Origin of the sequence: Futiania mangrovi (assembly GCF_024158125.1) — a bacterium.
Lineage (GTDB): Bacteria > Pseudomonadota > Alphaproteobacteria > Futianiales > Futianiaceae > Futiania > Futiania mangrovi.
Genome location: NZ_JAMZFT010000003.1, coordinates 304,965 through 328,410, shown reverse-complemented (window position 1 = coordinate 328,410; position 23,446 = coordinate 304,965). Strand labels below are relative to the sequence as shown.

Annotated in this window: 22 protein-coding genes; 6 read left to right on the top strand and 16 right to left on the bottom strand. The window is 69.0% G+C overall.

The annotated features are described in order from the left end of the window. The 4 genes from NJQ99_RS14305 to NJQ99_RS14290 form a co-directional block, all read right to left on the bottom strand. Nucleotides 1–348, bottom strand: a complete 348-nt coding sequence (locus NJQ99_RS14305) for an AtpZ/AtpI family protein (protein ID WP_269333550.1) — start codon at nt 346–348, stop codon at nt 1–3. A 229-nt stretch (nt 349–577) separates the two neighbouring features. After that, on the bottom strand, nt 578–4,021 hold the full coding sequence (smc, locus tag NJQ99_RS14300; RefSeq protein WP_269333549.1) for a chromosome segregation protein SMC: 3,444 nt from the start codon (nt 4,019–4,021) through the stop codon (nt 578–580). 13 nt (nt 4,022–4,034) lie between these two features. Continuing rightward, nucleotides 4,035–4,670: a DsbA family protein gene (locus NJQ99_RS14295; RefSeq protein WP_269333548.1), complete on the bottom strand. Its 636-nt coding sequence runs from the start codon at nt 4,668–4,670 to the stop codon at nt 4,035–4,037. Between the two features lie 108 nt (nt 4,671–4,778). After that, complete coding sequence (locus NJQ99_RS14290; protein ID WP_269333547.1) at nt 4,779–5,360, bottom strand: DUF721 domain-containing protein; 582 nt, start codon at nt 5,358–5,360, stop codon at nt 4,779–4,781. A 74-nt stretch (nt 5,361–5,434) separates the two neighbouring features. On the opposite strand from NJQ99_RS14290, the gene mutY reads away from it, so the two are divergent. Beyond that, the gene (mutY, locus tag NJQ99_RS14285; RefSeq protein WP_269333546.1) at nt 5,435–6,541 is read left to right on the top strand and encodes an A/G-specific adenine glycosylase; all 1,107 of its coding nucleotides are present in this window, start codon (nt 5,435–5,437) and stop codon (nt 6,539–6,541) included. Between the two features lie 3 nt (nt 6,542–6,544). Here mutY and NJQ99_RS14280 read toward each other — a convergent pair whose 3' ends face one another. The 3 genes from NJQ99_RS14280 to NJQ99_RS14270 all read right to left on the bottom strand — a co-directional run bounded on the left by NJQ99_RS14280 (nt 6,545) and on the right by NJQ99_RS14270 (nt 9,502). Continuing rightward, nucleotides 6,545–7,660, bottom strand: a complete 1,116-nt coding sequence (locus NJQ99_RS14280) for a site-specific DNA-methyltransferase (protein WP_269333545.1) — start codon at nt 7,658–7,660, stop codon at nt 6,545–6,547. Nucleotides 7,661–7,740: 80 nt separating this feature from the next. Next, nucleotides 7,741–8,364 carry a ribonuclease HII gene (locus NJQ99_RS14275; RefSeq protein WP_269333544.1) on the bottom strand — a complete coding sequence of 208 codons (624 nt, stop codon included), beginning with the start codon at nt 8,362–8,364 and terminating at the stop codon, nt 7,741–7,743. Nucleotides 8,365–8,383: 19 nt separating this feature from the next. Then, nucleotides 8,384–9,502 carry a PA0069 family radical SAM protein gene (locus NJQ99_RS14270; RefSeq protein WP_269333543.1) on the bottom strand — a complete coding sequence of 373 codons (1,119 nt, stop codon included), beginning with the start codon at nt 9,500–9,502 and terminating at the stop codon, nt 8,384–8,386. Nucleotides 9,503–9,629: 127 nt separating this feature from the next. Between NJQ99_RS14270 and NJQ99_RS14265 the strand changes: the two genes are divergently transcribed. Then, nucleotides 9,630–10,310 carry a TIGR04283 family arsenosugar biosynthesis glycosyltransferase gene (locus NJQ99_RS14265; protein ID WP_269333542.1) on the top strand — a complete coding sequence of 227 codons (681 nt, stop codon included), beginning with the start codon at nt 9,630–9,632 and terminating at the stop codon, nt 10,308–10,310. A gap of 10 nt (nt 10,311–10,320) precedes the next feature. Continuing rightward, a complete protein-coding gene (locus NJQ99_RS14260; RefSeq protein ID WP_269333541.1) occupies nt 10,321–10,938 on the top strand; it encodes a TIGR04282 family arsenosugar biosynthesis glycosyltransferase in 618 nt (205 codons plus the stop codon). A gap of 12 nt (nt 10,939–10,950) precedes the next feature. Here the strand turns inward: NJQ99_RS14260 and NJQ99_RS14255 are convergent, their stop codons facing one another. The 9 genes from NJQ99_RS14255 to NJQ99_RS14215 all read right to left on the bottom strand — a co-directional run bounded on the left by NJQ99_RS14255 (nt 10,951) and on the right by NJQ99_RS14215 (nt 18,675). Next, entirely contained in the window at nt 10,951–11,574 is a 624-nt protein-coding gene (locus NJQ99_RS14255; RefSeq protein WP_269333540.1) for a LysE family translocator, read from the bottom strand. 52 nt (nt 11,575–11,626) lie between these two features. Then, a complete protein-coding gene (locus tag NJQ99_RS14250; protein ID WP_269333539.1) occupies nt 11,627–11,947 on the bottom strand; it encodes a hypothetical protein in 321 nt (106 codons plus the stop codon). A gap of 171 nt (nt 11,948–12,118) precedes the next feature. After that, entirely contained in the window at nt 12,119–12,679 is a 561-nt protein-coding gene (gene moaB / locus NJQ99_RS14245; protein ID WP_269333538.1) for a molybdenum cofactor biosynthesis protein B, read from the bottom strand. Between the two features lie 188 nt (nt 12,680–12,867). Continuing rightward, on the bottom strand, nt 12,868–13,788 hold the full coding sequence (locus NJQ99_RS14240) for a hypothetical protein (RefSeq protein ID WP_269333537.1): 921 nt from the start codon (nt 13,786–13,788) through the stop codon (nt 12,868–12,870). 183 nt (nt 13,789–13,971) lie between these two features. Continuing rightward, nucleotides 13,972–14,976, bottom strand: coding sequence for a hypothetical protein (locus tag NJQ99_RS14235; protein ID WP_269333536.1), 1,005 nt, complete (start codon nt 14,974–14,976; stop codon nt 13,972–13,974). Between the two features lie 63 nt (nt 14,977–15,039). Beyond that, nucleotides 15,040–16,263: a hypothetical protein gene (locus NJQ99_RS14230; protein WP_269333535.1), complete on the bottom strand. Its 1,224-nt coding sequence runs from the start codon at nt 16,261–16,263 to the stop codon at nt 15,040–15,042. 227 nt (nt 16,264–16,490) lie between these two features. Beyond that, entirely contained in the window at nt 16,491–17,360 is an 870-nt protein-coding gene (locus NJQ99_RS14225; RefSeq protein ID WP_269333534.1) for a hypothetical protein, read from the bottom strand. Nucleotides 17,361–17,491: 131 nt separating this feature from the next. Beyond that, the gene (locus NJQ99_RS14220; RefSeq protein ID WP_269333533.1) at nt 17,492–18,358 is read right to left on the bottom strand and encodes a uracil-DNA glycosylase; all 867 of its coding nucleotides are present in this window, start codon (nt 18,356–18,358) and stop codon (nt 17,492–17,494) included. Nucleotides 18,359–18,381: 23 nt separating this feature from the next. Then, entirely contained in the window at nt 18,382–18,675 is a 294-nt protein-coding gene (locus NJQ99_RS14215) for a ferritin family protein (protein ID WP_269333532.1), read from the bottom strand. A 251-nt stretch (nt 18,676–18,926) separates the two neighbouring features. On the opposite strand from NJQ99_RS14215, the gene NJQ99_RS14210 reads away from it, so the two are divergent. The 3 genes from NJQ99_RS14210 (at nt 18,927) to NJQ99_RS14200 (ending at nt 23,438) form a co-directional block, all read left to right on the top strand. Further along, a complete protein-coding gene (locus NJQ99_RS14210) occupies nt 18,927–20,597 on the top strand; it encodes an electron transfer flavoprotein-ubiquinone oxidoreductase (RefSeq protein ID WP_269333531.1) in 1,671 nt (556 codons plus the stop codon). A gap of 155 nt (nt 20,598–20,752) precedes the next feature. Beyond that, the gene (locus NJQ99_RS14205; RefSeq protein ID WP_269333530.1) at nt 20,753–22,528 is read left to right on the top strand and encodes a tetratricopeptide repeat protein; all 1,776 of its coding nucleotides are present in this window, start codon (nt 20,753–20,755) and stop codon (nt 22,526–22,528) included. 16 nt (nt 22,529–22,544) lie between these two features. Continuing rightward, nucleotides 22,545–23,438: a 4-(cytidine 5'-diphospho)-2-C-methyl-D-erythritol kinase gene (locus tag NJQ99_RS14200; RefSeq protein WP_269333529.1), complete on the top strand. Its 894-nt coding sequence runs from the start codon at nt 22,545–22,547 to the stop codon at nt 23,436–23,438. Nucleotides 23,439–23,446: the final 8 nt, after the last annotated feature.

Sequence of the window (23,446 nt, the reverse complement as noted above, 5' to 3'; positions counted from 1 at the left end):
TCACGCCTGTCCCCGGTCTTGCGCGCCGCGCATGTTCCGGTCGAACTGCTTCAGCACGCGGGTCATGTTCACATACGCCGCCGCCATGCCGAGGAAAATGAAAATCAGCATGAACAGCGGGCGGGTGCCCAATACCCAGTCGATACCCAATCCCATGGCCGTGCCGACACCCACGGCCGCAACGATCTCCGTCGACAGGCGAAACGCCAGCCCCAGGTTCGTCGACGGCCCGCGCGCCCGCGCGCCCGTGTCCGCCCGACGCGATCTCGCCTCACCGATCCGGCGCCCGAGAGCATCCAGATCGTCCGGTCCGTTTCCGCCCTTCTGCGGCTTGCCCGACTGCGCCATGCCGACCGCCTTTCGTGGTCCCGACGTCACAGCCCCCGGCCCGCTGCCGCGCGGATACGGACGCCCCGGAAACGAAACGTCCTGAGAAGCACGAAGACCGGTTCCGAAACCGGTCCGGCCCCCGCCTGAAAACCGCGCGCACCATATTGAAGCCCTCCCCCCCTGTCAAGCGACTGGGGGTGCGGCACAAGACATTGAAAAAAAACGAGAAAAAATTGCGAGAGCCGCCTCAGGCCGCCGTCAGCCGCTCGGCGCGCGCAAGATCGACCGAGACAAGCTGGCTCACACCCTTTTCCGCCATGGTCACACCGAACAGACGGTCCATGCGCGACATGGTCAGCGCGTGGTGGGTGATGACGAGAAAGCGCGTGTCGGTCAGCTTCGTCATCTCCTCGAGCAGCGCGCAATAACGCTCGACATTGGCGTCGTCGAGCGGGGCGTCGACCTCGTCCAGCACGCAGATCGGCGAGGGATTCGTCAGGAACACCGCGAAGATCAGGGCCATGGCCGTCAGCGCCTGCTCGCCGCCCGACAGAAGCGACAGGGCCCGGGTCTTCTTGCCGGGCGGCTGCGCCATGATCTCCAGCCCCGCCTCCAGCGGATCGTCGGATTCGATCAGTTCGAGCTTGGCCGAACCGCCGCGGAACAGGCGGGTGAACAACTGCTCGAAATGGGCGTTCACGGTGTCGAAGGCGGCGAGAAGCCGCTCGCGCCCTTCCCGGTTCAGCGCAGCGATTCCCTGCCGCAGGCGGTGGATGGCGGCAACCAGGTCGTCGCGCTCGCTCACCAGCGCATCGAATTGCGAGGCGATTTCCTGCAACTCGTCGTCGGCGCGCAGGTTGACCGCGCCCAGCGCGTCGCGGTCGCGCTTCAGCCGTTCGAGTTCGCCCTCGGTGGCCGCGATAGCTGGCAGAGCCTCCGGAACGTCGAGGTCGGCAACTTCGGCCAGCCGCTCCGGCGTGCAGCCGAGCGCCTCGCGGATGCGGTCGGCGCTGTCGGCGAGCCGGGCGTTTGCGGCCTCGGCCCGGGCGCCGGCGGCGGCGCGTCCCTCGCGGGTCTCCGCCAGTGCCTGTTCGGCGGCACGGGCTTTGCGGCTTGCCTCCGCCAGCGCCGTTTCCGCCGTGGCCAAAGCCTCGTCGGCGGCGTGCCGGCGCCGTTCCGCGACCGCAATGTCGCGTTCGAGCGTGGCGCGCCGTGTCTCGATGTCGTTCGGCAGGGCCCGTTGACCGGCCAGTTCTTCCGCCGCCCTAGCATGCCGCCGCTCGATTTCGCCCAGCTGGTCGGAGGCCTGCGTGCGCCGGGCCGTCCAGGCGGCCAGGTCGCGCGCCAGCCGCTCCGCCCGTTGCGCCTTGTCCTCCCGCGCCCGGCGGAGCCCGTCGCGGCGTTCCCGTGCCGAATCGTGGCTGGTGCGCGCGGTGTCCAGCGTGTCGCGGGCCCGCGCGATCTCGGCCTCGAGCGGTACAAGGCTCAGCGTGCCCGCACAGGCCTCCGCTGCCTCGGCAGCGGCTGCCCGGGCGGCGTCGCGCTCTGCCTGCGCCTGGGCATGGGCGGTGCGCGCCTGCTCCAGCCGCGCAGCCTGCACACCCGCTTCCGTCTCGATGCGCGAGAGCCTGCCTTGTGCGGCTGTCACGGCCTCTTCAGCGCGGCGGAGCGCGGCACGGGCCTGCGTATCGGCCTCCGCTGCAGCGCGCGCTGCATCCCGGGCGGCGTGGTGCGCCTCCTTCGCCGCTTGCGCGCGCGGTTCCAGCGGGGCGATCTCGGCGTCCAATGCAGCGAGGCGATTGCGCTGTTCCAGCCGGACAGCAGCGGGCGAGGGGGCATCAGCGCGCACCGTGAACCCGTCCCAGCGCCACAGCGCGCCGGACCGGCTGACGATTCGCTGTCCCGGCAGCAGCTTCTCCTGCTGCGCCGCACCGTCGTCGGCCACGGCGATCAGACGCAGGCGGCGGGCCAGAGCGGGGGGCGCGGTCACATGGTCGGCCAGGCAGTCGAGCCCCGCGGGCAGCGGCGGCAGCTCGTTCGCGGCGAGCGTCCGCCAGCTTCGCGCAGCCTCACGGTCGATCGGGGCGTCAAGGTCGTCGCCCAGCGCGGCGGCGAGCGCGATCTCATAGCCCGCCTCGACCTTCAGCGTGTCGAGCGCGGGCGTGCCGTCGGCAGCCGGGGTTGCGACGAGGGGGCGAAGGGCCCGCGCCTCGGCTTTCAGGCGCCCCAGTTCCCGGTCTGCCTCCTGCACCGCGTCGCGCAGTTCGGCTTCCTGGCGCTGCTTCTCGGTTCGGTCGCGGTCCGCCGCGTCGGCTGCGTCGCGGGCCGCGTCGCGGGCACTGGCCGTGTCCGCGAGGGCGGCGCGCGCGGCGTCGAGCGCCGTGGCAGAGCCGCCGTCGGCCTCGGCCCGGGACAGCGCCTCTGCGGCACGCGCGACCTCTGCCTCGGCCCTGGCGAGGCGCGCCTCCGCGGCGCGTGCTTCCGCGTCCAGCGCGGCATTGCGCGCCTTCAGGTCGGTCAGGGTGCGGCGCAGTTCCTCAACCGCCTGTTCGGCCGCGCGCACCTCGCCCGCGCGCGTCTGCAGCTCGGCTTCGGCAGCGGCCTCCAGCGCCAGCTCCTCCGGATCCGGTTCCGGATTGGGCTCGCCCTCCTCGGCCAGTTCGGCCAGCGCCCGGTCGGCATCCTCGATCCGCGCCCGCTCCCGCGCCAGATCGCGGTCGAGGTCGGCGACCCGTTGCACAAGGCCCTCGATCCGGTCTTCCAGCGCCTGCGCCTCCGCGCCAAGCTGCTCGCGCGCGATCGTCAGCCGCTGCAGCACCGCGCGGGCGACCGCCTGCTCCTCGCGCAGGGGGGGCAGGGCGTCGCGCGCCGTCTCTTCCTCCCGGGCGGCGGCCTGGGCCGCGGTCATCGCCTCCGCCACCGCGCGGTCTGCGGCGCGGACATCGGCCTGTGCAGCCTCCAGCCCCTTCAGCGCCTCGACGTGGCGCAGGTGCAGCAGCAACGCCTCCGCCTGGCGGATGCGGGCCGCCATCTCCTTGTAGCGGGTGGCCTGCCGCGCCTGTCGCTTCAGCGTGTTGCGCTGGGTTTCCAGCGTGCCGATGACGTCCTCCAGCCGCGTCAGGTTCTGCTCCGCCGCGCGCAGCCGCAACTCCGCCTCGTGCCGGCGGGAGTGCAGGCCCGCGATGCCTGCCGCTTCCTCCAGGATCAGGCGGCGCGCCTTGGGCTTGGCGTTGATCAGCTGGCCGATCTGGCCCTGCCGGACGAGGGCGGGGGAGTTCGCGCCCGTGCCGGTGTCGGCGAACAGGATCTGCACGTCGCGGGCGCGGGTTTCCTTGCCGTTGACGCGGTAGGTGGAGCCGGCCTCGCGCTGGATGCGGCGGCTGATCTCAAGCAGCTCGAATTCGTTGAAGGCGGCGGGCGCCCGGCGCGCGCCATTGTCGATGGTCAGCGTGACTTCCGCGAAATGGCGGGCATTGCGGCTGTCGGTCCCGGCGAAGATCACGTCTTCCATGCCGGTGCCGCGCATGGATTTCGGGCTTGTCTCGCCCATCACCCAGCGCAGCGCCTCCAGCAGGTTGGACTTGCCGCAGCCGTTCGGGCCCACGACCCCGGTCAGCCCCTTCTCGATCACCAGTTCCGTGGGATCGACGAACGACTTGAAGCCGGAGAGCCTGAGCCGGGTGAACTGCAAGCGGCGCCCCCGATCAGCTGTCCGGCAGCAGCGGGTCGATCAGCTTCGCCATCTCCTCGATGGGCCGGTCGCCAGCGTACTTCTTGCCGTCGATGATGAAGGTCGGGGTGGAGGACACGCCGAACTCCTGCTCGCCGCCGAGGCGTTCCTTGAGGACTGCCTCCTCCAGCATCTTGTCGGCCATGCAGGCCGTGAACTCCGCCTCGCTGATGCCGCCGAGGCGTGCGATCTTCAGGAGGTTGGCATCGAGTTCCGCGATGGTCGAGGCTTGCGTCCACACCTTCTGCTGGGCGAACAGGACCTTGAGGAAGCTTTCCCGCTTCGCTGGCCCGCCGCAGCGCGCGAGCATCGCCGCGCGCAGCCCGCCCGCGTCGAACGGGAAGTCGCGGTAGACGAACCGCACCTTGCCGGTCTTCACATAGCGTTCCTTGAACGCCTCATAGGTCGTGTTGTGGAAGTTCGCGCAGTGCGAGCAGGTGAGCGAGGCGTACTCGATCACCTCGACCGGGGCGTCCGCCTGACCCAGCACGAGATCGTCCAGCATTGCGGAGGCGCCGTGCGCGCGATGCGCAAGCAGCGTGCCCGCCGCCGCGAGCGCGCTTGCCCCCAGCCCCATGCGGATCAGGAATTGTCGGCGATCCTGTGTCATGGCCCCTTCGGTCCTACCATATGTGGTGGGGAGTTTGGCACGCATGGCGATCTCCTGCTAGATGCTTCTTGGCGTTGAAACTGTGGATGAGGTGCCGCTCCGTCGCGGTCAGCGGCGCTTTTCTGTGGATAAACGCCGCCCGATGACGCCGCGGCCGAGGTGCTGGAGTGCGGCGCGCAGCTTTTCGTCGGCCAAGGGCGCCGTCAGCGCATCGAGGCTCGCGGCCTCCTCCGGCGGCAGGATGACCCGCCGGACCCGGCCGCGCGGGCGCCGCGGGGGCAGGGGGCCTTGCACGAGTTTCAGCCGCGTCACCGCGCGGTAGCCGAAATAGGCGGCGATCCGGTCGAGGATCTGCGGGGTGTAGTGCTGCAGTTCGAGGGCGGCCGCTCCCGACGCCCGCACGGTCAGCGTGCCGCCGTCGTCCGACCGGCGGAAGTGCTGCGGGAGGGTTGCCCGCGCGATGTCCTCGCCCACGATCTCGGCCCAGCGCGTGATCAGGCGCGCTTCCAGAAAACCGTTTTTTCTGAATGATTTGGATGCGACCTTTGAGCCGGATCGTGCAGCCGGCTGGAAGCCCTTGGCGGTCCGTTCCGCATCGGGCGCAACCTTGGCAAAGAGATCGTCCTGCGCGCCGGCCTTGCCGCCTGCGCCGCCCTTGCCCTGCGCCTGTCCGGGTGCCCTCCGGCCCATGGTTTCCCGTTTGCCTGCCAATGCCCTATCTGATCTCTCTCGCAAGAGAATGTGGCGGCAAGCGGGTCAGCGCAATGGCAGGACGCAGCGGGAGGGGAGAGAACACGGCGGCGCAGCGGCGTTCGGCGCTGCTCGCATGGTACCGTGCGCAGGCCCGCGACTTGCCGTGGCGGGTCTCGCCGGGGGCGCGCGCGGCGGGCGTGCGGGCCGATCCCTACCGCGTCTGGCTGTCGGAGATCATGCTGCAACAGACGACCGTGCAGGCCGTGAAGGGCTATTTCGATACGTTCACCGCGCGCTGGCCGACGGTCGGGGCGCTGGCGGCAGCACCCCGCGACGATGTGCTCGCGGCGTGGGCGGGGCTCGGCTACTACGCGCGCGCCCGTAATCTCCATGCCTGTGCCGAGGTTGTCGCGCGCGACCACGGCGGGCGCTTTCCCGACACGGTCGAGGGCTTGCAGGCATTGCCCGGCATCGGGCCCTACACGGCGCGCGCCGTCGCGGCCATCGCCTTCGACCGGCCGGTCGTGCCCATGGACGGCAATGTGGAGCGGGTGATGGCCAGGCTTCATGCCGTGGAGACGCCGCTGCCCGCCGCCAAGCCGGAGCTTGCGCGTCTCGCCGACGCCTTCGAGGGAGGCGAGGACCCGGGCGACATCGCGCAGGCGCTCATGGATCTCGGCGCGACAGTCTGCACGCCGCGTGCGCCTGCCTGTGTCCTCTGTCCCTTGCGCGAGGGGTGCGCCGCCGCCGCGCGCGGGATTGCCGCCGACCTACCGCGCAAGGCCCCCAAGGCTGCGAAGCCCCGGCGATTCGGGATCGCCTTCTGGGTGACGCGGGCGGACGGCGCCGTCCTCGTCCGCCGCCGGCCCGACGAGGGGCTGCTCGGCGGCATGGTCGAGTTTCCCTCGACGCCCTGGGGCGACGAGATGCCGGGGCTGCAGGCCGCACGCGCTCACGCGCCGGTCGACGCCGCCGGCGGCTGGGTGCTGGTGCCCGGCCGCGTCGCTCACGTCTTCACGCATTTCGCATTGGAACTTGCCGTCGCGCGCCCCCGCTGCGCTGCAGGGGCGCGGCTACCGGAGGGGGCGTTCTGGGCGCATCCCCGGGACTTCGGCGCACTCGCCCTCCCGACCGTCATGCGAAAGGTGGCCCGCCTCGCGCTGGACGAGGCGGGGTAGGTCTCAGTTCAGCTCCGCGCGCAGCTGCTGGCGCAGCACGTCGATCGGGATGAGGCGGCCTTCCACGTCGAAGTGCCAGAAGGTCCAGCCGTTGCAGGCGTCGAGGCCCTGGATCTGCGCCGCCGTGCGATGGATCGAGCCGGTCGTCCCGTCGCAGACCAGCGTGCCGTCGACGCGCACCTTCGCCGCCCAGCGGCGTTTCGGATCGAACAGCATCGTGCCGGGCTCCAGCAGGCCGCGCTCGATCAGCCAGCCGAAGGGGATGCGCGGTTCCTGCCGCTTGCTGCGCGTGACCTCGCGCGCGGCGGGATCGAAGGGAATGACCTTTGCCAGGCGGGCTTCTGCCAGTCTCACGTACGTCTCCTCGCGTTCGATTCCGATGAACCGGCGGCCAAGCTGCTTGGCGGCGGCGCCGGTCGTGCCTGTTCCGAAGAAGGGGTCGAGTACCACGTCCCCCGGGTTGGTCGAGGACATGAGCACGCGGCGCAGCAGCGCCTCGGGCTTCTGCGTCGGGTGGGCCTTCTCGCCGTGGCCGTCCTTCAGCCGCTCGGCCCCCGTGCAGATCGGCAGCACCCAGTCGGAGCGCATCTGCACCCCGTCGTTGAGCGCCTTCATCGCCTCGTAATTGAAGGTGTAGGTCTTCTGATCCTGGCTCTTCGACGCCCAGATCAGCGTCTCGTGCGCGTTGGCGAAGCGGGTGCCGCGGAAGTTCGGCATCGGGTTCGTCTTGCGCCAGGTGATGTCGTTGAGGATCCAGAACCCCTGGTCCTGCAGCACCGTGCCCACACGGAAGATGTTGTGGTAGCTGCCGATGACCCAGAGCGTTCCGGTGTCCTTCAGCACGCGGCGGCAGGCGGCCAGCCAGTCGTGCGTGAACAGGTCGTAGTCGTCGAAGCTCGCGAACCGGTCCCAGTCGGCGTCAACGCCGTCGACCCGGCTCTGGTCGGGCCGCGTCAATTCGCCGCCGAGCTGCAGATTGTACGGCGGATCGGCGAAAATCAGGTCGACGCACTTCTCCGGCATCGCGTTGAGAATCTCGACGCTGTCGCCGTGATAGACGCGGTCATAGGCGCTTTCGTCCAGCACCTCGCGCACCTCGAGTTCCCCCCAGAACGTCATGCTCCCGCCCCCGCAGGTTGGTCCTTACCCCTGCTGCAATTAGGGCGGCGCTTTAGGTGCAGGTCAATAAATTAACTGAATCAAAGGGTTATGAGGCCAAGTTCAATCAATATCTTGTGGACGGGGGCAAAGGAACGCCTATGGAGTGGGGTGGGGCCGAGGCGGGCGAGCCCCTCCTGGTGGGCCGCGGTGCCGTATCCCTGATTCGTTTCGAAGCCGAAACCGGGGTAGCGATTCGCCGCCCGCGCCATGATCCGGTCCCGTGTCACCTTGGCCACGACCGAGGCCGCCATGATCTCCGGAACGCTCAGATCGCCCTTCACGATGGCCTCCGCCGGGCAGGGCAGATCGGGGCAGCGGTTGCCGTCGACGAGAGCGTGCGCGGGCGGACACGGCAGCGCCGTCAGGGCGCGCGCCATGGCCCGCAGGCTGGCCTGCAGGATGTTGACGCTGTCGATCTCCGCCACCGTCGCGCCGCCGACGCCCACCTCGGCGTGCGCGAGGATCAGCGTACAGAGCCGCTTCCGCGCTTCGGGCCGTAGCGCCTTCGAATCCGTCAGCCCTGCGTCGAGCAAGCGGTCGCGCACATCCACATGGGGAAAGACCACCGCCGCCGCGATCACCGGCCCGGCCCAGGGCCCGCGTCCCGCCTCGTCGAGGCCTGCGGTGCGCGGGGGTCGGGGCGGGGCAGCGTCGGCGGTCATGGGCGCGTGTCCTCGTGCCTCAGGGATCGAGCAGGCTCAACTGGTCGCCCGCGCGCGGCGGCGGGCGGAACAGGCTCATATCATGGGACCATGAGCGCCGGTCGAGGCCAAAGCGCGTTCGGGCCACGCGGAACCGGTCTGCGATGAAGCGGGCGTAGGCGCCGGTGCCGGTCTGCCGCAGGCCCCAGCGCGCGTCGTACTCCTTGCCACCGCGCATGCCGCGCAGCAGGTTCAACACCCGGTCCGCGCGGTCGGGGCAATGGTCGCGCAGCCACTCCGCCACCACCTCCTTCAGTTCGAGCGGCAGCCGCAGCAGAACATATCCCGCCTGCGTCGCGCCCGCGTCGGCCGCGCGTTCGAGGATCGGCTCGATCTCGTGGTCGGTGAGGCCGGGGATGAGCGGGGCGACCATCACGGCGACCGGGATACCGGCGGCGCTGAGGTCGCGGATCGCGGCGAGGCGCTTTTCCGGCGCCGGTGCGCGCGGCTCCATCGCGCGGGCGAGTTTCGCATCGAGCGTGGTCACCGAGATCGCGACCTTGGCCAGCCGCCGCGCTGCCATCGGCCCCAGGATGTCGATGTCGCGCACGACGCGCGCGCCCTTCGTCGTGATGCCGACCGGATGGTTGAAGCGGTCGAGCACCTCGAGGATCGAGCGGGTGACGCGCAGCGTCCGTTCGACCGGCTGGTAGGGGTCGGTGTTGGTGCCGATGGCGATGACGCGCGGGGCGTAGGAGGCGCTACGCAATTCCGCCTCCAGCAACTCCGCCGCGCGGGGCTTGGCGAAAAGCCGCGTCTCGAAATCGAGGCCCGGCGACAGGCCGAGCCAGGCGTGCGTGGGCCGTGCGAAGCAATAGACGCACCCATGCTCGCACCCGCGATAGGGGTTGATGCTCCGGTCGAAGGAGATATCGGGCGACTGGTTGCGGGTGATGATCGTGCGGCTCGCATCGGCCGTGACGCTTGTCTTGAGCGGCGGCAGGTCGTCGTCCGGATCGACGCCCCAGCCGTCGTCCACCCGCACCCGCCCGGGCTCGTAGCGGCTGGCCGCGTTCGACAGCGCGCCCCGCCCGTGGCGCAGCCGTTGCCCCACCCGCACACTGCCGTCGATTATCCTTGTGTCCTCCTCGATGGTCATTCCGCCGTCTCCTCTCCGCCGGTTGACGCTAACCGCCAGATGGGAACAAGACAAGAACATTCTGGGGTGTGCCCTGGCGGAAGGCGGGAGGTGACAAGCCCATGCAAGTCCGTATGATCGCGGGGCAATGCTCAGTATCGTCATCCCCACGCTGAACGCCGAAGCCACGCTGGCGCCCGTTCTGGCCGCGCTTGTGCCGGGCGCGGTCGAAGGGCTGGTGCGGGAGGTCATCGTGGCCGATGGCGGCTCTGCCGACCGGACGGAAGAGATCGCGGACGCCGCCGGCTGCCAGTGGATTGCCGCGCCGCGCGGACGCGGGCCGCAGCTGAGGGCAGGGGCGGCGGTTGCGCGCAGCGACTGGCTCCTCTTCCTGCACGCCGACACGGTGCTCACCCCCGGCTGGATCGGGGAGGCCGACCGCTTCCTGGCGCATCCTGGCGCGCATGAGCGTGCCGCGGCGTTCCGGTTTGCGCTCGATGCCGAGGGGTGGCGGCCGCGTGCGCTCGAGGCCATGGTGCGGCTGCGCTGCTCGCTCTTCGGCCTGCCTTATGGCGACCAGGGGCTGCTCGTCTCGCGCCGGCTTTACGACCGGCTGGGCGGCTTCGCGGAACTCCCGCTCATGGAGGATGTCGAATTCGTCCGCAGGATCGGACGCGGCCGCCTGAGCATGTTGCCGGTGCGCGCGGTGACGAGTGCAACGCGCTATGACCGCGACGGTTATCTGAAGCGGCCCGCGCGCAACCTGATGTGTCTCGGCCTCTATTTCGCGGGTATGTCGCCGCAGCGCATCGCCCGGCTTTATGCGTGAGGCGCGGGGCGTGAGGCAGGCGGGTGCCGGAACGCTGGTGATCTTCGCGCGCGCCGCCGTGGCCGGGCGCGCCAAGACGCGCCTCGCCCGCCATGTCGGGTACGCGCGCGCCGCGATGCTGTCGCGCCTGATGACGCTGGCGAGCGTGCAGCGGCTCAGCGCGCCGGGGCGCTGGCGCACGCTGGTTGCGGTCACGCCCGACGGCGCGGCGGTGCGCGGGCTGCCGGGGCTCGACGCCCGCCATGTGCGGCAGGGCCAGGGCGATCTCGGCCACCGGATGCAGCGGGCCTTTTCCTTGGCTGGACAGGGGCCGGTCGTGATCGTGGGGACCGACATTCCCGGCATCCGGCGGCATCACGTTGCGGCGGCGTTCCGGGCGTTGGGCCGGGCGGAAGTCGCGGTAGGTCCCTCCGGAGACGGCGGCTACTGGATGGTTGGGCAACGGTGCCGGCCGCGGACGCTCACGCTCTTCCAAGGCGTCCGTTGGTCGGGGCCGCATGCGCTTGCCGACACGCTCGCCAATCTGCCGGACGGGGCGCGTGCGGCGTATCTGCCGGTTCTCACCGACATCGACGAGGGGGCGGACTGGCTGGCATTCACCCGTGCGGGCGGGCGTATCGCTCCCTGAACGCGGGTCCGCTCAGAGCCGGCTGAGCGCCAGACGCGCCGCAAGTCCCAGGAAGATGACGGACGTTCCGCGCGCGAGCAGCAGCCCCGCCTTCGGATTGCGCGCAAACAGGCGGCGTACCGCGCCCGCGCTCGCCCCCACCGCGACATTGATCCAGATGCCGATCGCCGCGAACAGCAAGCCCAGCAGCAGCATCTGCAGCCACACCGGCCCCTTCGCAGGGTTCGCGAACTGCGGCAGGAAGGCCAAGAAGAACATGATGATCTTCGGGTTCATCAGGTTCGTGAGCAGCGCGCGCACGAACAGCAAGCCCAACTCGCGCCGCGCGCCGGGCGCGGGTTCGAGCCGCACCGGCGTGTTCCATGCGTGGATCGCGATCCAGACCAGATAGGCCGCGCCCACCCATCGCACGGCGTCGAGGCCGAGCGGTGTCGCCGCAAGCAGCGCCGCCAATCCGGCGGCTGCCGCTGCCGAATGGATCGCAAGACCGACCACCAGGCCCAGGGCCGCGACGACCGCGCCCGTGACGCCCGCACGCGCCCCTGCGGCGAGGCAGAACGCCATGTCCGGCCCCGGCGTGACAGCCAGGGCCAGAGAGGCGCCGGAAAAGACGAGCAGGGTGGCCGTGTCGAACATGGGGCGCAGCATCCCGCGCCCTACGTGCGCAATCAAGTGCGCCCGATACCGGTCAGCCGTGCGCGCCGGCCGGTGCCGTCATTGCCGCGATCCGCCGGCTGGCGATGCGCCAGCCCAGCGCGATCGCGCCGGCCCCGGCCAGGATCACCGCGGCATCTTCCGCCCGTGCCAGTACGCCCGGGGCGGTGAGGGCGTGCTTGAACAGGAAGCCGGCAGCCAGTCCGAACAGCACGGCAGCGGCGACGGCGGCAAGCTCGGCGACGCCGAACGAGTCCGTCCAGGCAGGACGCCCGGGATGACGCAGACCGATCAGGGTTGCGAAGAAGATCAGGATGGCGAGCGAGAGGAACGCGATCGCGAACAGCAGCGTCATGGCCAGAAGCCTTCAGGAAGCCGGCGCCCGGAAATGGGCCGGGGCGGGCACGCCGCGTCGGGAGCGGCGGTCAGCCCTGCGGTCGCGCCTGCACCCGGGGTCGGCCGTCTCGGCACATGCGCGGAGAAAGAGATGCGCCATCGCGGGCCGCCGCGCAAGAGGGGGGCGCGGTCAGGTGGCGCCGGCCTCCGCGCGCCGGTGCTCCTCCAGCCGCGGCATGATCTCGACCAGGTTGCAGGGCCGGTGCCGGTAGTCGAGCTGGTACTTCAGGATGCCGTCCCAGCCGTCCTTGCAGGCGCCGGGAGAGCCCGGCAGCGCGAAGAGATAGGTTCCGTGCGCCACGCCCGCGGTCGCGCGCGACTGGATGGTCGAGGTGCCGACCTTCTCCCAGGAGATCATGTGGAAGGCGACCGAGAATCCGTCGATCTCCTTCTCGAAGACCGACCGGAAAGCCTCCACGGTCACGTCGCGGCCAGTGAGGCCCGTGCCGCCGGTCGAGATCACCGCGTCCACACCGGGATCGGCGATCCAGGCCTGCAGCTGGCTCACGATCTCCGCCACGTCGTCGATGACGATGGCGCGCGCGGCGAGCGTGTGCCCGGCCTCCTCAAGCCGCTTGACCAGCGTGTCGCCGGACCTGTCGTCGGCGAAGGTGCGGGTATCCGAGACGGTCATGACCGCGATGTTCACGGGCACGAAGGGGCGGGTTTCGTCGATGCGGCTGGCGGACATGGGAACGCTCTCCGCTGTCGTTCGGGAAAGATGGGCCAGAGATGCGGAGCGGAGTCTAGCGCCCGCCCTTCAGCGACGCCAGAGGGCAGGGGCCGGCAGGGCCGCGGCAAAAGGAAACGGGCCCCGGCGGACATCGCCGCGGGGCCCAAGGTGGCACGCCAAGTATTCGGAACGCGGTACGCCCGGGATCAGAGCGCCTCGATGTCCCGCGCGATGCTGACCGCGAGGTCGATGCCCTTCTGGATCTCGGCGGGGTCGGTGTCGTTCCCCTCTCTCTGGATCTCCGCGAAAATCGAATTGATACCGGAGTCGCTGAGGACCGTGCGCGGCAGGCCGGCCGCCTCGATCGCGTCGAGGGCAATCGAACGGAACTCCGGCTCGTCCACCCGCCCATCGGCCATGGCGTCGTCGATCGCGTCGCTGACGGAGGAAGACCCGCCCGAAGAGCCGGACGACGATCCGCCGCCGGTCGCGTCCATCACGCCGTCGTACACGCTCTGGGCATCGAAGGTGTCGATGTCAGAATAGGCGTCGCGCAGCTCGGCATCGGACATGTCCGTGCCACCGTGCTTGTCGACCAGCGCCTGGAATTCGGCGAACGTCACCTGGTCGTCGTCGGCCAGCGCGTCGACCACGTCGTCCATCAGTTCTTCGTTCATGCCGCTGCCGAACGCTTCCATCAGGGCGTCGGTCATGCTCTCGGCATCGAAGCTGTCGGCGTTCTCGTAAAGGTCGCGCAGTTCGTCGGACGACATGGAGCCGTCGCCGTACTTGTTGTAGATCGCCTCGAACTCGGCGAACGAAACCTGGTCGTCGTCGGAAAGGGCGTCGAGGACGTCGTCTTGAACCTCTGCGCGGTCGACGTCGGAGCCGGAAGCTTCGTCCTCCATCTCGGCGTCGTATTCCTCGGCGGCGCCGACGGCGTCGCGGATGGCGAGAGGCGTGCTCGTGTCCGACGAGGACATCTCGTTGAACGCCCTCTCGATCGCCTCGTCGGAGATGTCGTCGCCGGAATTCTCCTTGACGATATCGGTGAACTCCTCGAGGTCGACCTTACCGTCGTTGCGCATCGCCGCGATGATGTCGGCTCTCAGTTCTGCACTTGCCATTGCCCCAGACTCCTCATCTGCAACACAGGTTCACAACGATTTCCGGGTGCCACCCGGCGTCTATTTGATACAAGTGTACCAAAGAGAAACTAGATTGAAAGCGGATTCTGTTTTTCTCTCTGTGGTTGTTTCGGACGCCGCCCGCATGTGCGCGATTGCCTTCGCAGTTCGTGGCGCTGCGGTTTAGGTGGGCGGTGTGTAGGCAAGTATACCGGCGATCGCGCGTTCGGCAGCCGCCCTTACTGCCGGGCCATTTTGCTCGTCACCAATGGTGCTGTATTCTTGTTTGATGATGTTGAACAGCGGTCCGTGGCTAAGCGGAAGGTTGCCGTTGTAGCCTTGTCTTTGGAGTTCGTCGGCTACAACATCCTGGAAATGTATATGCCTGATGCCACCGGGATCGTTCGCGAAGCGATCAATGTCCTGACCCAGGGCATCGGTGCCCGCGGAGACGAAGCCGTTACTGCCTGTCGACGTGCCGCCGCCCGTGGTGCCACCTGTCGTACCGCCGCCCGTCGCGCCGCCTGTCGCATCGCCGCCCGTGGTGCCGCCGCCTGTCGTGCCGCCACTGGTGCCGCCCGTTGCGCCGGAGCCATTTGCGGACGTGCCGCCGCCGGTTGCGCCCGAGCCGTTGGCGGACGTGCCTCCGCCTGTCGCGCCGGAGCCATTTGCGGACGTGCCGCCGCCCGTCGCACCCGAGCCGTTGGCGCCGCTGCTTCCGGTGCTTCCGGCGCCGCCGCCCGCGCCCGTCACGCCGACGTCGGCCAGCGCGCCCGCCATGGCGTCTGCGCTGAAGCTGCTGCCGGACTTGTAGGCAGCGCGCAGGTCGGCGTCCGACATGGTGCCGTCGCCATGGGTGGCGTAGATCGCCTTGAACTCGGCAAAGGTGAGCTGCCCGTCGTCTTCCATCGCGTCGGACAGGGCGCCCTGAACCGCCTGGCCGGCGTCCGAGCCGCCGGCATTGCTCGTCTCGCCATTATAGGTGACCGCCTGCTCGGCAGCGCCGCGAATGGTGAGCGGGGTGCTGAGGTCGGAACCTGACATTTCTGCGAACGCCTGGTCGATCGCCGCATCGGAGATGTCGTCGCCGAAATTCCCGCGGACGATATCGGCAAACTCCTGCGCGTCGACCGCGCCGTCGTTGCGCATTGCGCTAATGATATCGGATCTCAGTTCAGCCGTCGCCATTGCCCCAGACTCCTCATCTGCAACACAGGTCCACAAGGATTTCCGGGTGCCACCCGGCGCCTCTTACAGCAGGTTCGAGGCAATCACGTTGGCGATGGCCTGCTCGGCGGCAGCCCTGACTTCGGGACCGTTCTTCCCGTCGGCAATGGTCTCGAACTGATCCTGGATGATGGAGACTAGTTCTCCTTCCGAAAATACCGAGTTTCCTGGATAGCCCTGTCTGATGAGTTCGTTGGCAACGACATTCCGGAATTCGAGCGAATCAATGCCGCCGATGCCGTCAATGTCATTATCGATGTCCTGACCCAGGGCATCGGTGCCCGCGGAGACGAAGCCGTTACTGCCTGTCGACGTGCCGCCGCCCGTGGTGCCACCTGTCGTACCGCCGCCCGTCGCGCCGCCTGTCGCATCGCCGCCCGTGGTGCCGCCGCCCGTGGTGCCGCCGCCTGTCGTGCCGCCACTGGTGCCGCCGGTTGCGCCTGTTCCGTTGGCATAGGCCGCAGCCGAAGCCTCGGCGCCCGCCTGGACGATCTGGTCGAAGTCCGACTTGTCGGCGATTCCGTCGAAATAGGGCTGGATGACCGCGTCGGTAACCCAAGCCGCGTCCCCGCCGTCGTTGACGATCGTGTCGACGACGCCCTGCTTGAAGGTGTCGAAAGTCGAGACGCCATCTGCGGGCAGGAACATCGCAATGCCACCCGCCGCGAAGGGGTAGAAATAGTCGGCGTCCTTGTCGGCGGTGCCGCCGCCGCCACTGGTGCCGCCGGTTGCGCCCGAGCCGTTGGCGGATGTGCCGCCGCCGGTTGCGCCGGATCCGTTGGCGGATGTGCCGCCGCCCGTCGCGCCCGTCACGCCGACGTCGGCCAGCGCGCCCGCCATGGCGTCTGCGCTGAAGCTGCTGCCGGACTTGTAGGCAGCGCGCAGGTCGGCGTCCGACATGGTGCCGTCGCCATGGGTGGCGTAGATCGCCTTGAACTCGGCAAAGGTGAGCTGCCCGTCGTCTTCCATCGCGTCGGACAGGGCGCCCTGAACCGCCTGGCCGGCGTCCGAGCCGCCGGCATTGCTCGTCTCGCCATTATAGGTGACCGCCTGCTCGGCAGCGCCGCGAATGGTGAGCGGGGTGCTGAGGTCGGAACCTGACATTTCTGCGAACGCCTGGTCGATCGCCGCATCGGAGATGTCGTCGCCGAAATTCCCGCGGACGATATCGGCAAATTCCTGCGCGTCGACCGCGCCGTCGTTGCGCATTGCGCTAATGATATCGGATCTCAGTTCAGCCGTCGCCATCGCCCCAGCCCTCCGGTTGCCCTCACATCCAGCCTAGATGCACAAGAACTGTAGCATTATGAAACGCACTCTCGCAACTGTAAAAATTAATGATGACAAATCGACGCGATGCCGCAGTTCCCCCGCGCAACACGATGAAATCGGGGCATGGGCGCAGGAAAGGCCGGCGGGATGCCCGCCGGCCTTGGTGTCGGGGTTGCGATGCGCCCCTCTCCGGGGCGCCGGTATCAGGCAAGCGCGCTGTCGGCCGCCGTCTGCATGCTTGCGGCGTCGAAGCTGTTGGCGTTGCGGTAGAGGTCGCGCAGCTCCGCATCGCTCATGTCCGACCCGCCATGCTTGGCGATCAGCGCCTTGAACTCCGCGAACGTGATCTGCCCGTCGTAGGCCAGCATATCGAGCAGGTCGTCCAACAGGGACGTGCCTGCGCCGAACGCATGCATCAGGCCATCTGTCACGCTTTCCGCATCGAAGCTGTCGAGACCGTTGTAGGCGTCCCGCAGGTCTTCGGCGGACATGGAGCCATCGCCATGCTTGCCGTAGAGGCCCTGGAATTCGGCGAAGGAGACCTGGTCGTCGTCGGACAGGTGGTCGAGCACGTCGTCCAGGACGGCGGCGCGGTCGGGAGATGCGCCCTCGGTGCCGTCATCGCATGCGCAGCATCCGTCGTCGGCACCAGTTGCGCCGGTTGCACCGGTTGCGCCGGTCCCCGTCGCCGGGGCATTGCCGCCGAGGGTCATGTCGCTGTCGTCGGCGCCGTCAGCCCCTTCGGCGCCGTCCGTTTCGCCGGCGCAGTTGCAGGAGCAGGGAGACGGGGGGCAGCACTGCTCGCCAACCTCGTCCATTTCGCCGTAGCCGGCCTCGCCGAGGACCTCGCGCACGCGGTCCTCGTCGATCTTGCAGCCCTTCATGACGTCCCAATAGAGCTTCACCGTCTCGCAGCAACCGAGGCGCCCGTCGCCGTTCTTGTCGAACTGCTTCAGAAGCTTGTCGTCGTTGCGGACTGCGTCTGCAAACTCCCAGAAGGTCATCTTGCCGTCGTCCCCGGCAATCTCCTGGTACTTTGTGTCGATTCCGGACGATAGGATCTGGCTTTCCATACCCCAGCACTCCTCTGACAATGATCCAGCCACGGATGTCAGGGAAATGTAGCAGAATGGAACGATATAGCGCAATCGGTTATTTATGGTTAACGAAGTTTGACCCTGGTTGTCTGTAAATGGGACGGGGGTCAGGCGGACAGTCTGGCTTTCAGGGACAGCATGTCGGACCAGACGAGGCGCTTTGCCGAGGGCGTCCGGAGCAGATACGCCGGGTGAAGCGTCGGCAGGCACGGGATATGGCGGGTGCCCGTGTCATAGGTTTTCCACCGGCCGCGCAGCCGCGTGATGCCTTCGGTTGTGCCGAGCAGCTGTTGCGCGGGCGTCGCGCCCGCAAGCACGAGGATGTCCGGCTCGGCCAGCGCGATGGCGCGCCGGATAAAGGGCAGGCAGGCTGCGGTCTCTGCCTCCGTCGGCTTGCGGTTGCCGGGCGGGCGCCAGAAGATCACGTTCGAGATGAAGACGCCGTGCGCGGGGTCCTCCGCACCTCGGGAAAGCCCGATGGACGCGAGGATGCGGTCGAGCAGCTGCCCCGACCGTCCGACGAAGGGTCGGCCCTCGCGGTCTTCCTCAAGCCCCGGCGCCTCGCCCACGACCATGACGCGGGCCTCCGGGGTCCCATCGGAAAAGACGAGATTGCGCGCGGTCGCCTTGAGCGGGCATCCCTCGAAGGCCGCAAGCGCGTTGCGCAATGCGTCGAGCGTGGTGCAGGCCGCCGCGGCTTCGCTCGCGCTCGCGGCCGCGGTCTCCGTGCCGAGAATCGGGGCTTGCGGCCGTGGGGCCGGCGCAGGGGCGGGTGCGGGAGCGCGCGTAGACCGGGGCGGGGCCGTGCGCTGTCCGGCAGCCGCGGAGCGGCCGTGCGCGGGCGCCTGTTCCTCCTGCCGTAGCGCGAACCAGTCGCAGGGTGCGGCCCGGACGCACTCGTCCGCCCCCATCTCGATCTGCCAGATCAGATCGGCGAGGTCCTCACCGCTCGTTCGTGAGTGTCCGGGGTCCACGTCCGCCGTGCCCGTTCCTCCGCTCAGTGATCGACGATGTCGCCGTCGCTGTAGAGAAATTCCTTCAGATACTTGGCAAAGTCCGCGTTGTTGCGGCGCATCCACTCCATCACCATGACGGCGTGCTCCATCTCCTCGCGCATGTTGTGCAGCAGGATCGCCTTCAGTTCCGGGTCGTCGCAGTCGTCGGCGCGCTGGCGGTACCAATCGACGGCTTCCAGTTCCTCCATGATCGAGACGATCGCCTGGTGCATGGCAAGCGTCTCCTTGGTCAGGCGCTCGCGCGGGGCGTGGAGGCCGGCGCTCGATCCGGTCATGGGTGGTCTCCTTTCCGGCAGAGATGGTCTTCAATCCCTCAGACCTTAGCGCAGCCCGGGTGGCGCTGCCATCCCCGGGCGGACGCATGCCTGCAGGGAACCCGCGCACGTGCCTGCGCATTGACCAAACGTCCAAGCCGCTTTAGCCAAATAGACAACAGGAAGTGCCGGGCGGGCTGAGCCGCCCTGTCCGCCGCGCGATACGGACGGACTTCGGCGGCGGCAACATGAACGAGAGGGGGTGTAGCACCATGACCGAAGCGGTCGAGCGCGATGCGATGGACTATGACGTGGTGATCGTCGGCGCGGGGCCTGCGGGTCTCTCTGCGGCGATCCGTCTGAAACAGCTCGCCGCGGAGGCGGAGACCGAGCTTGCGGTCTGCGTGCTGGAGAAAGGGGCCGAGGTCGGCGCACACATTCTCTCCGGCGCCGTCGTCGATCCTGTCGCGCTCAACGAGCTCATTCCCGACTGGAAGGAGAAGGGCGCGCCGCTCAACACGCCCGTCACGGACGACCGCTTCTATATGCTCGGCGTCGAGGGCGCGGTTCGCATCCCCAATTTCGTCATGCCCCCGCTCATGTCGAACCATGGCAATTACGCCGTCTCGCTCGGCAATGTCTGCCGCTGGCTCGCCGAACAGGCCGAGGCGCTGGGCGTCGAGATCTATCCGGGCTTCGCGGCCTCCGACCTCGTCTACCGCGAGGACGGATCGGTCAAGGGCGTGGTCGCGGGCGTCATGGGGATCGGGCGTGACGGCAGCCACAAGGGCGACTACCAGCCGGGGATGGAGCTGAACGGCAAGTACGTGATGGTCGCCGAGGGCGTGCGCGGCTCGCTCGCCAAGCGGCTGATCTCCGAATTCAAGCTGTCGGACGGGCGCGACCCGCAGAAGTTCGGCATCGGCCTGAAGGAGCTTTGGGAGGTCAAGCCGGAGAACCACCGCCAGGGCCAGGTCACGCACACCATGGGCTGGCCGCTCGGCACGAAGACCGGCGGCGGCTCGTTCATGTACCACCTCGAGGACAATCTCGTGTCCATCGGCTTCGTGGTGCATCTGAACTACGAGAACCCGTATCTGTCGCCATACCAGGAGTTCCAGCGCTTCAAGCATCACCCGCTGATCGAGCCGGTGCTGGAGGGCGGGCGGCGCATCGCCTACGGCGCGCGCGCGATCACCGAGGGCGGTTTCCAGTCGGTGCCGAAGCTGGCGTTCCCCGGCGGTGTTCTGATCGGCTGCTCGGCAGGCTTCGTGAACGTGCCGCGCATCAAGGGCAGCCACAACGCGATGAAGACGGGCATGCTCGCTGCCGAGAGCGCGTTCGCTGCCATCGCGGAGGGACGTGAGGGCGACACGCTGGATGCGTACGAGGAGGCCTATCGCGGCTCGTCCGTCTACAAGGACCTGAAGAAGGTGCGCAATGTGAAGCCGATGTGGTCGAAGTTCGGCCTCGTTGGCGGTCTTGCGTTGGGCGGCCTCGACATGTGGACGAACGACCTCTTCGGCTTCTCCTTCTTCGGGACGATGAAGCACGGCAAGCCGGATCATGCCTGTCTCAAGCCTGCCTCGGAGTTCAAGCCGATCGACTATCCCAAGCCCGACGGCGTGATCTCCTTCGACCGGCTGACCAACGTCTCCTTCTCTGGGACGAACCACGAGGAGGACCAGCCGATCCACCTGCAGCTCAAGGATCCCGCGATCCCGGTGCAGAAGAACCTGCCGGTCTACGCTGGCCCCAGCCAGCGCTATTGCCCGGCGGGCGTCTACGAGTTCGTGAAGGACGAGGCGAGCGGCGAGGACCGCTTCGTGATCAACGCGCAGAACTGCGTCCACTGCAAGACGTGCGACATCAAGGACCCGGCACAGAACATCAACTGGGCCACGCCCGAGGGCGGCGGTGGCCCGACCTATCCGAACATGTGAGGCGCCCGGCGCCTCCCCGTGCCTGCAGAAAACCCCGCGAAGACCGCTTCGCGGGGGTTTTTCTCGGCGCCATGCCTTGCCTTTGCCCGGATTTGTTCATTCCTTAGGAAGGGAGGGGACCTTACGCTGACCCCTCGGACCGGGAGATGCGCACAATGCCACGCACGCACGCCTTTGCACTCGCCCTCTGCCTGTCGCTTTCGGGTACGCTTGCAGGTTCAGGCGCCCTGGCGGAGACGGAGGTGCGCAGCACTGCAAAGGCCGGAAACGCCGCTGCCGAGGCGCCGGCAACGCTGCTTGGCAGCTATCTGGCGGCCCGCCACGCCCACATGACGCGCGACACGGGCGCGGCTGCCGATCATTTCCGGGCAGCCATGGCGCTCGCGCCCGACGATCCCGTCCTGCGGGAGCGCGCCTTCACCATGCTGCTCTCCGACGGGCGCGTGACGGAGGCCGTGGCCCTTGCGCCCGCGGTCGTGGGCGAGGAGCCGCAACACGCCTTCGCCTCGCTGGCGCTCGTCGCGGACCATGTCCGTTCGGGCCGGCTTGCGCAGGCGCGTGAGGTGCTGGACACGGCTGCTCCGGGGGCATTCAACGCCCTGGTCGCGGGGCTGCTCAAGGCCTGGATCGCGGTGGGCGAGGGGGATGCCGAGGGCGCCTTCGCGGCGGTCGATGCCCTGTCCGGCCGCCCGGCGTTCGAGTTCTTCCGCGATTACCACCGCGCCCTCATTGCCTCGGCGCTTGGCGATGCAGCCGCGGCGGAAGCGGCCTTTTCCGATGCGATCGCACTCAACACGGCGCTGAGCGGGCGTGCCGCGGTCGCCTTCGCGGCGGAGCTTCAGGCGATGGGGCAGCAGGCAAAGGCACTGGCGCTGCTGCGCGACCTGGCCGAGCGGCACGTGGCGGACTTCATCGTTTCGACGGCGCGCGATGTGATCGAGGGCGGGGGAACGCTTCCGCGCGCCGTCCCGGATGCGGCTGCGGGTGCGGCCGAGGTGATGTTTTCGGTCGGCGCGGCGCTGGCCCAGGACCGCGGTGCCGAGACGGCCCCGGTCTATCTGAACCTCGCGCGTTTCATCCGTCCGGGTTTCCCGCTCGCACAGGTGCTGCTTGCCGAAGTGCTCGAGAACAACGGCCGCTGGGAGCGTGCGGTCGCCCTCTACGAGGCCGTGCCCGCCGACTCGCGGCTGCGCTGGCACGCCATCCTGCGCAAGGCCTACGCGCTCGACGAACTCGACAGGCTCGACGAGGCGGAAGCGCTGCTGCGCGGTCTCGCGGAATCGCGTCCGGACCGGCGGGAGCCGCATCTGGCACTCGCCAACATCCTGCGCGCGCGTGAGCGGTTCGCAGAGTCGATCGTGCACTACGATGCGGCGATTGCCATGATCGACGCGCCCGGGCCGCGCGACTGGTCGGTCTATTATTCGCGCGGGGTGGCGCTGGAGCGGGCTGGCCAATGGGATCGTGCGGAGCAGGATTTCCTCGCCGCGCTCGACCTCAATCCGGACCAGCCGCTGGTGCTGAACTACCTGGGCTACAGCTGGATCGACAAGGGCCTGCACCTTGAGAAGGCCATCGGCATGGTCGAGCGCGCGGTCGAGCAGCGGCCCGACGACGGCTACATCATCGACAGCCTCGGCTGGGCCGAGTACCGGCTGGGCAATTACGAGGCCGCGGTGCTGCACCTCGAACGCGCGATCTCGCTCGCCCCGCACGATCCGGTCATCAACGATCACCTGGGCGATGCCTACTGGAAGGTTGGGCGCAAGCTGGAGGCGCGCTTCCAGTGGAGCCATGCGCTCGACCTGGAGCCCGAGGAAGGCGCCCGCGTCCGGATCGAGGACAAGATCGCCCGCGGCCTCGACGCCGTCGAGAAATCGGAGACCGAGGGGCGCCGCGAGACCGAAACCGCCGCTTCCGGCTCCGACTGACGCGAAGGGGGCGGCCTTGAAGGCACAAGCCGGGGCCGCGCGGGCCGCGCGGGCCAAGGTCAACCTGGCGCTGCACGTCACGGGCCGGCGGGCCGACGGCTATCACCTGCTCGACAGCCTCGTGGTCTTCGCGGACGGCGTGGCGGACCGGCTGACGGTTGCGCCCTCCGGCGCGGACGGGTTCGCGGTGACGGGACCGCGCGCGGGGCCTGTCCCGACGGGCGCGGGCAACCTCGTCGTGCGGGCGCGCGATGCGGTTCGCGCCTGGGCGCGGGGCGAGGGGCATGCGGCGGGCCCCGTGACAATCGCGCTTGACAAGCATCTGCCGGCGGAAGCGGGTATCGGCGGCGGCTCGGCGGATGCCGCCGCAGCCATGGATGCGCTGGCGGAGGTGTGGGGCCTCGACCGCGCCGCACTCGCCGGCAGCGGGATCGCGCCAGCCCTCGGCGCCGACGTGCCGGTGTGCTTCGCAGGCCATGCCGCCCGCATGCGCGGGGTGGGGGAGGTTCTGGATCCGGTCGCACTGCCCGGGGGCCTGTGGCTCGCGCTCGCCAATCCGGGCGTGGCAGTGCCGACCGGGCCGGTGTTCAAGGCGCTCGCGTCGGCGGACAATCCGCCGCTTCCGGCGATCCCCGGGGGCGGGTGGGACGGTGTGGAGGCCTTTCTCGCCTGGCTCGCGCAGACCCGGAACGACCTCGAGGGGGCGGCTCGCGCGCTGGCGCCGGAGATCGGCCGGACGCACGCCGCGATGGCCGCGCAGCCCGGCTGCAGGTGCGCCCGCATGTCGGGAAGCGGGGCAACGGTGTTCGGCCTGTTCCACGACGAGAGCGCGGCGCGGGCTGCGGCTGACGCGCTTCAGGCGAACCTCGGCGTGCGCGGCTGGACGGCGGCGGGTGCCGTCGGGGCGTGATGCAGAAG

What these genes read in the sequence shown, in the direction of transcription:
- NJQ99_RS14305 (WP_269333550.1), bottom strand. Translation starts at nt 348, where the DNA reads ATGGCGCAGTCGGGCAAGCCGCAGAAGGGCGGAAACGGACCGGACGAT.
- NJQ99_RS14295 (WP_269333548.1), bottom strand. Translation starts at nt 4,670, where the DNA reads ATGACACAGGATCGCCGACAATTCCTGATCCGCATGGGGCTGGGGGCA.
- NJQ99_RS14290 (WP_269333547.1), bottom strand. Translation starts at nt 5,360, where the DNA reads ATGGGCCGGAGGGCACCCGGACAGGCGCAGGGCAAGGGCGGCGCAGGC.
- mutY (WP_269333546.1), top strand. Translation starts at nt 5,435, where the DNA reads ATGGCAGGACGCAGCGGGAGGGGAGAGAACACGGCGGCGCAGCGGCGT.
- NJQ99_RS14280 (WP_269333545.1), bottom strand. Translation starts at nt 7,660, where the DNA reads ATGACGTTCTGGGGGGAACTCGAGGTGCGCGAGGTGCTGGACGAAAGC.
- NJQ99_RS14275 (WP_269333544.1), bottom strand. Translation starts at nt 8,364, where the DNA reads ATGACCGCCGACGCTGCCCCGCCCCGACCCCCGCGCACCGCAGGCCTC.
- NJQ99_RS14270 (WP_269333543.1), bottom strand. Translation starts at nt 9,502, where the DNA reads ATGACCATCGAGGAGGACACAAGGATAATCGACGGCAGTGTGCGGGTG.
- NJQ99_RS14265 (WP_269333542.1), top strand. Translation starts at nt 9,630, where the DNA reads ATGCTCAGTATCGTCATCCCCACGCTGAACGCCGAAGCCACGCTGGCG.
- NJQ99_RS14255 (WP_269333540.1), bottom strand. Translation starts at nt 11,574, where the DNA reads ATGTTCGACACGGCCACCCTGCTCGTCTTTTCCGGCGCCTCTCTGGCC.
- NJQ99_RS14250 (WP_269333539.1), bottom strand. Translation starts at nt 11,947, where the DNA reads ATGACGCTGCTGTTCGCGATCGCGTTCCTCTCGCTCGCCATCCTGATC.
- moaB (WP_269333538.1), bottom strand. Translation starts at nt 12,679, where the DNA reads ATGTCCGCCAGCCGCATCGACGAAACCCGCCCCTTCGTGCCCGTGAAC.
- NJQ99_RS14240 (WP_269333537.1), bottom strand. Translation starts at nt 13,788, where the DNA reads ATGGCAAGTGCAGAACTGAGAGCCGACATCATCGCGGCGATGCGCAAC.
- NJQ99_RS14235 (WP_269333536.1), bottom strand. Translation starts at nt 14,976, where the DNA reads ATGGCGACGGCTGAACTGAGATCCGATATCATTAGCGCAATGCGCAAC.
- NJQ99_RS14230 (WP_269333535.1), bottom strand. Translation starts at nt 16,263, where the DNA reads ATGGCGACGGCTGAACTGAGATCCGATATCATTAGCGCAATGCGCAAC.
- NJQ99_RS14225 (WP_269333534.1), bottom strand. Translation starts at nt 17,360, where the DNA reads ATGGAAAGCCAGATCCTATCGTCCGGAATCGACACAAAGTACCAGGAG.
- NJQ99_RS14215 (WP_269333532.1), bottom strand. Translation starts at nt 18,675, where the DNA reads ATGACCGGATCGAGCGCCGGCCTCCACGCCCCGCGCGAGCGCCTGACC.
- NJQ99_RS14210 (WP_269333531.1), top strand. Translation starts at nt 18,927, where the DNA reads ATGACCGAAGCGGTCGAGCGCGATGCGATGGACTATGACGTGGTGATC.
- NJQ99_RS14205 (WP_269333530.1), top strand. Translation starts at nt 20,753, where the DNA reads ATGCCACGCACGCACGCCTTTGCACTCGCCCTCTGCCTGTCGCTTTCG.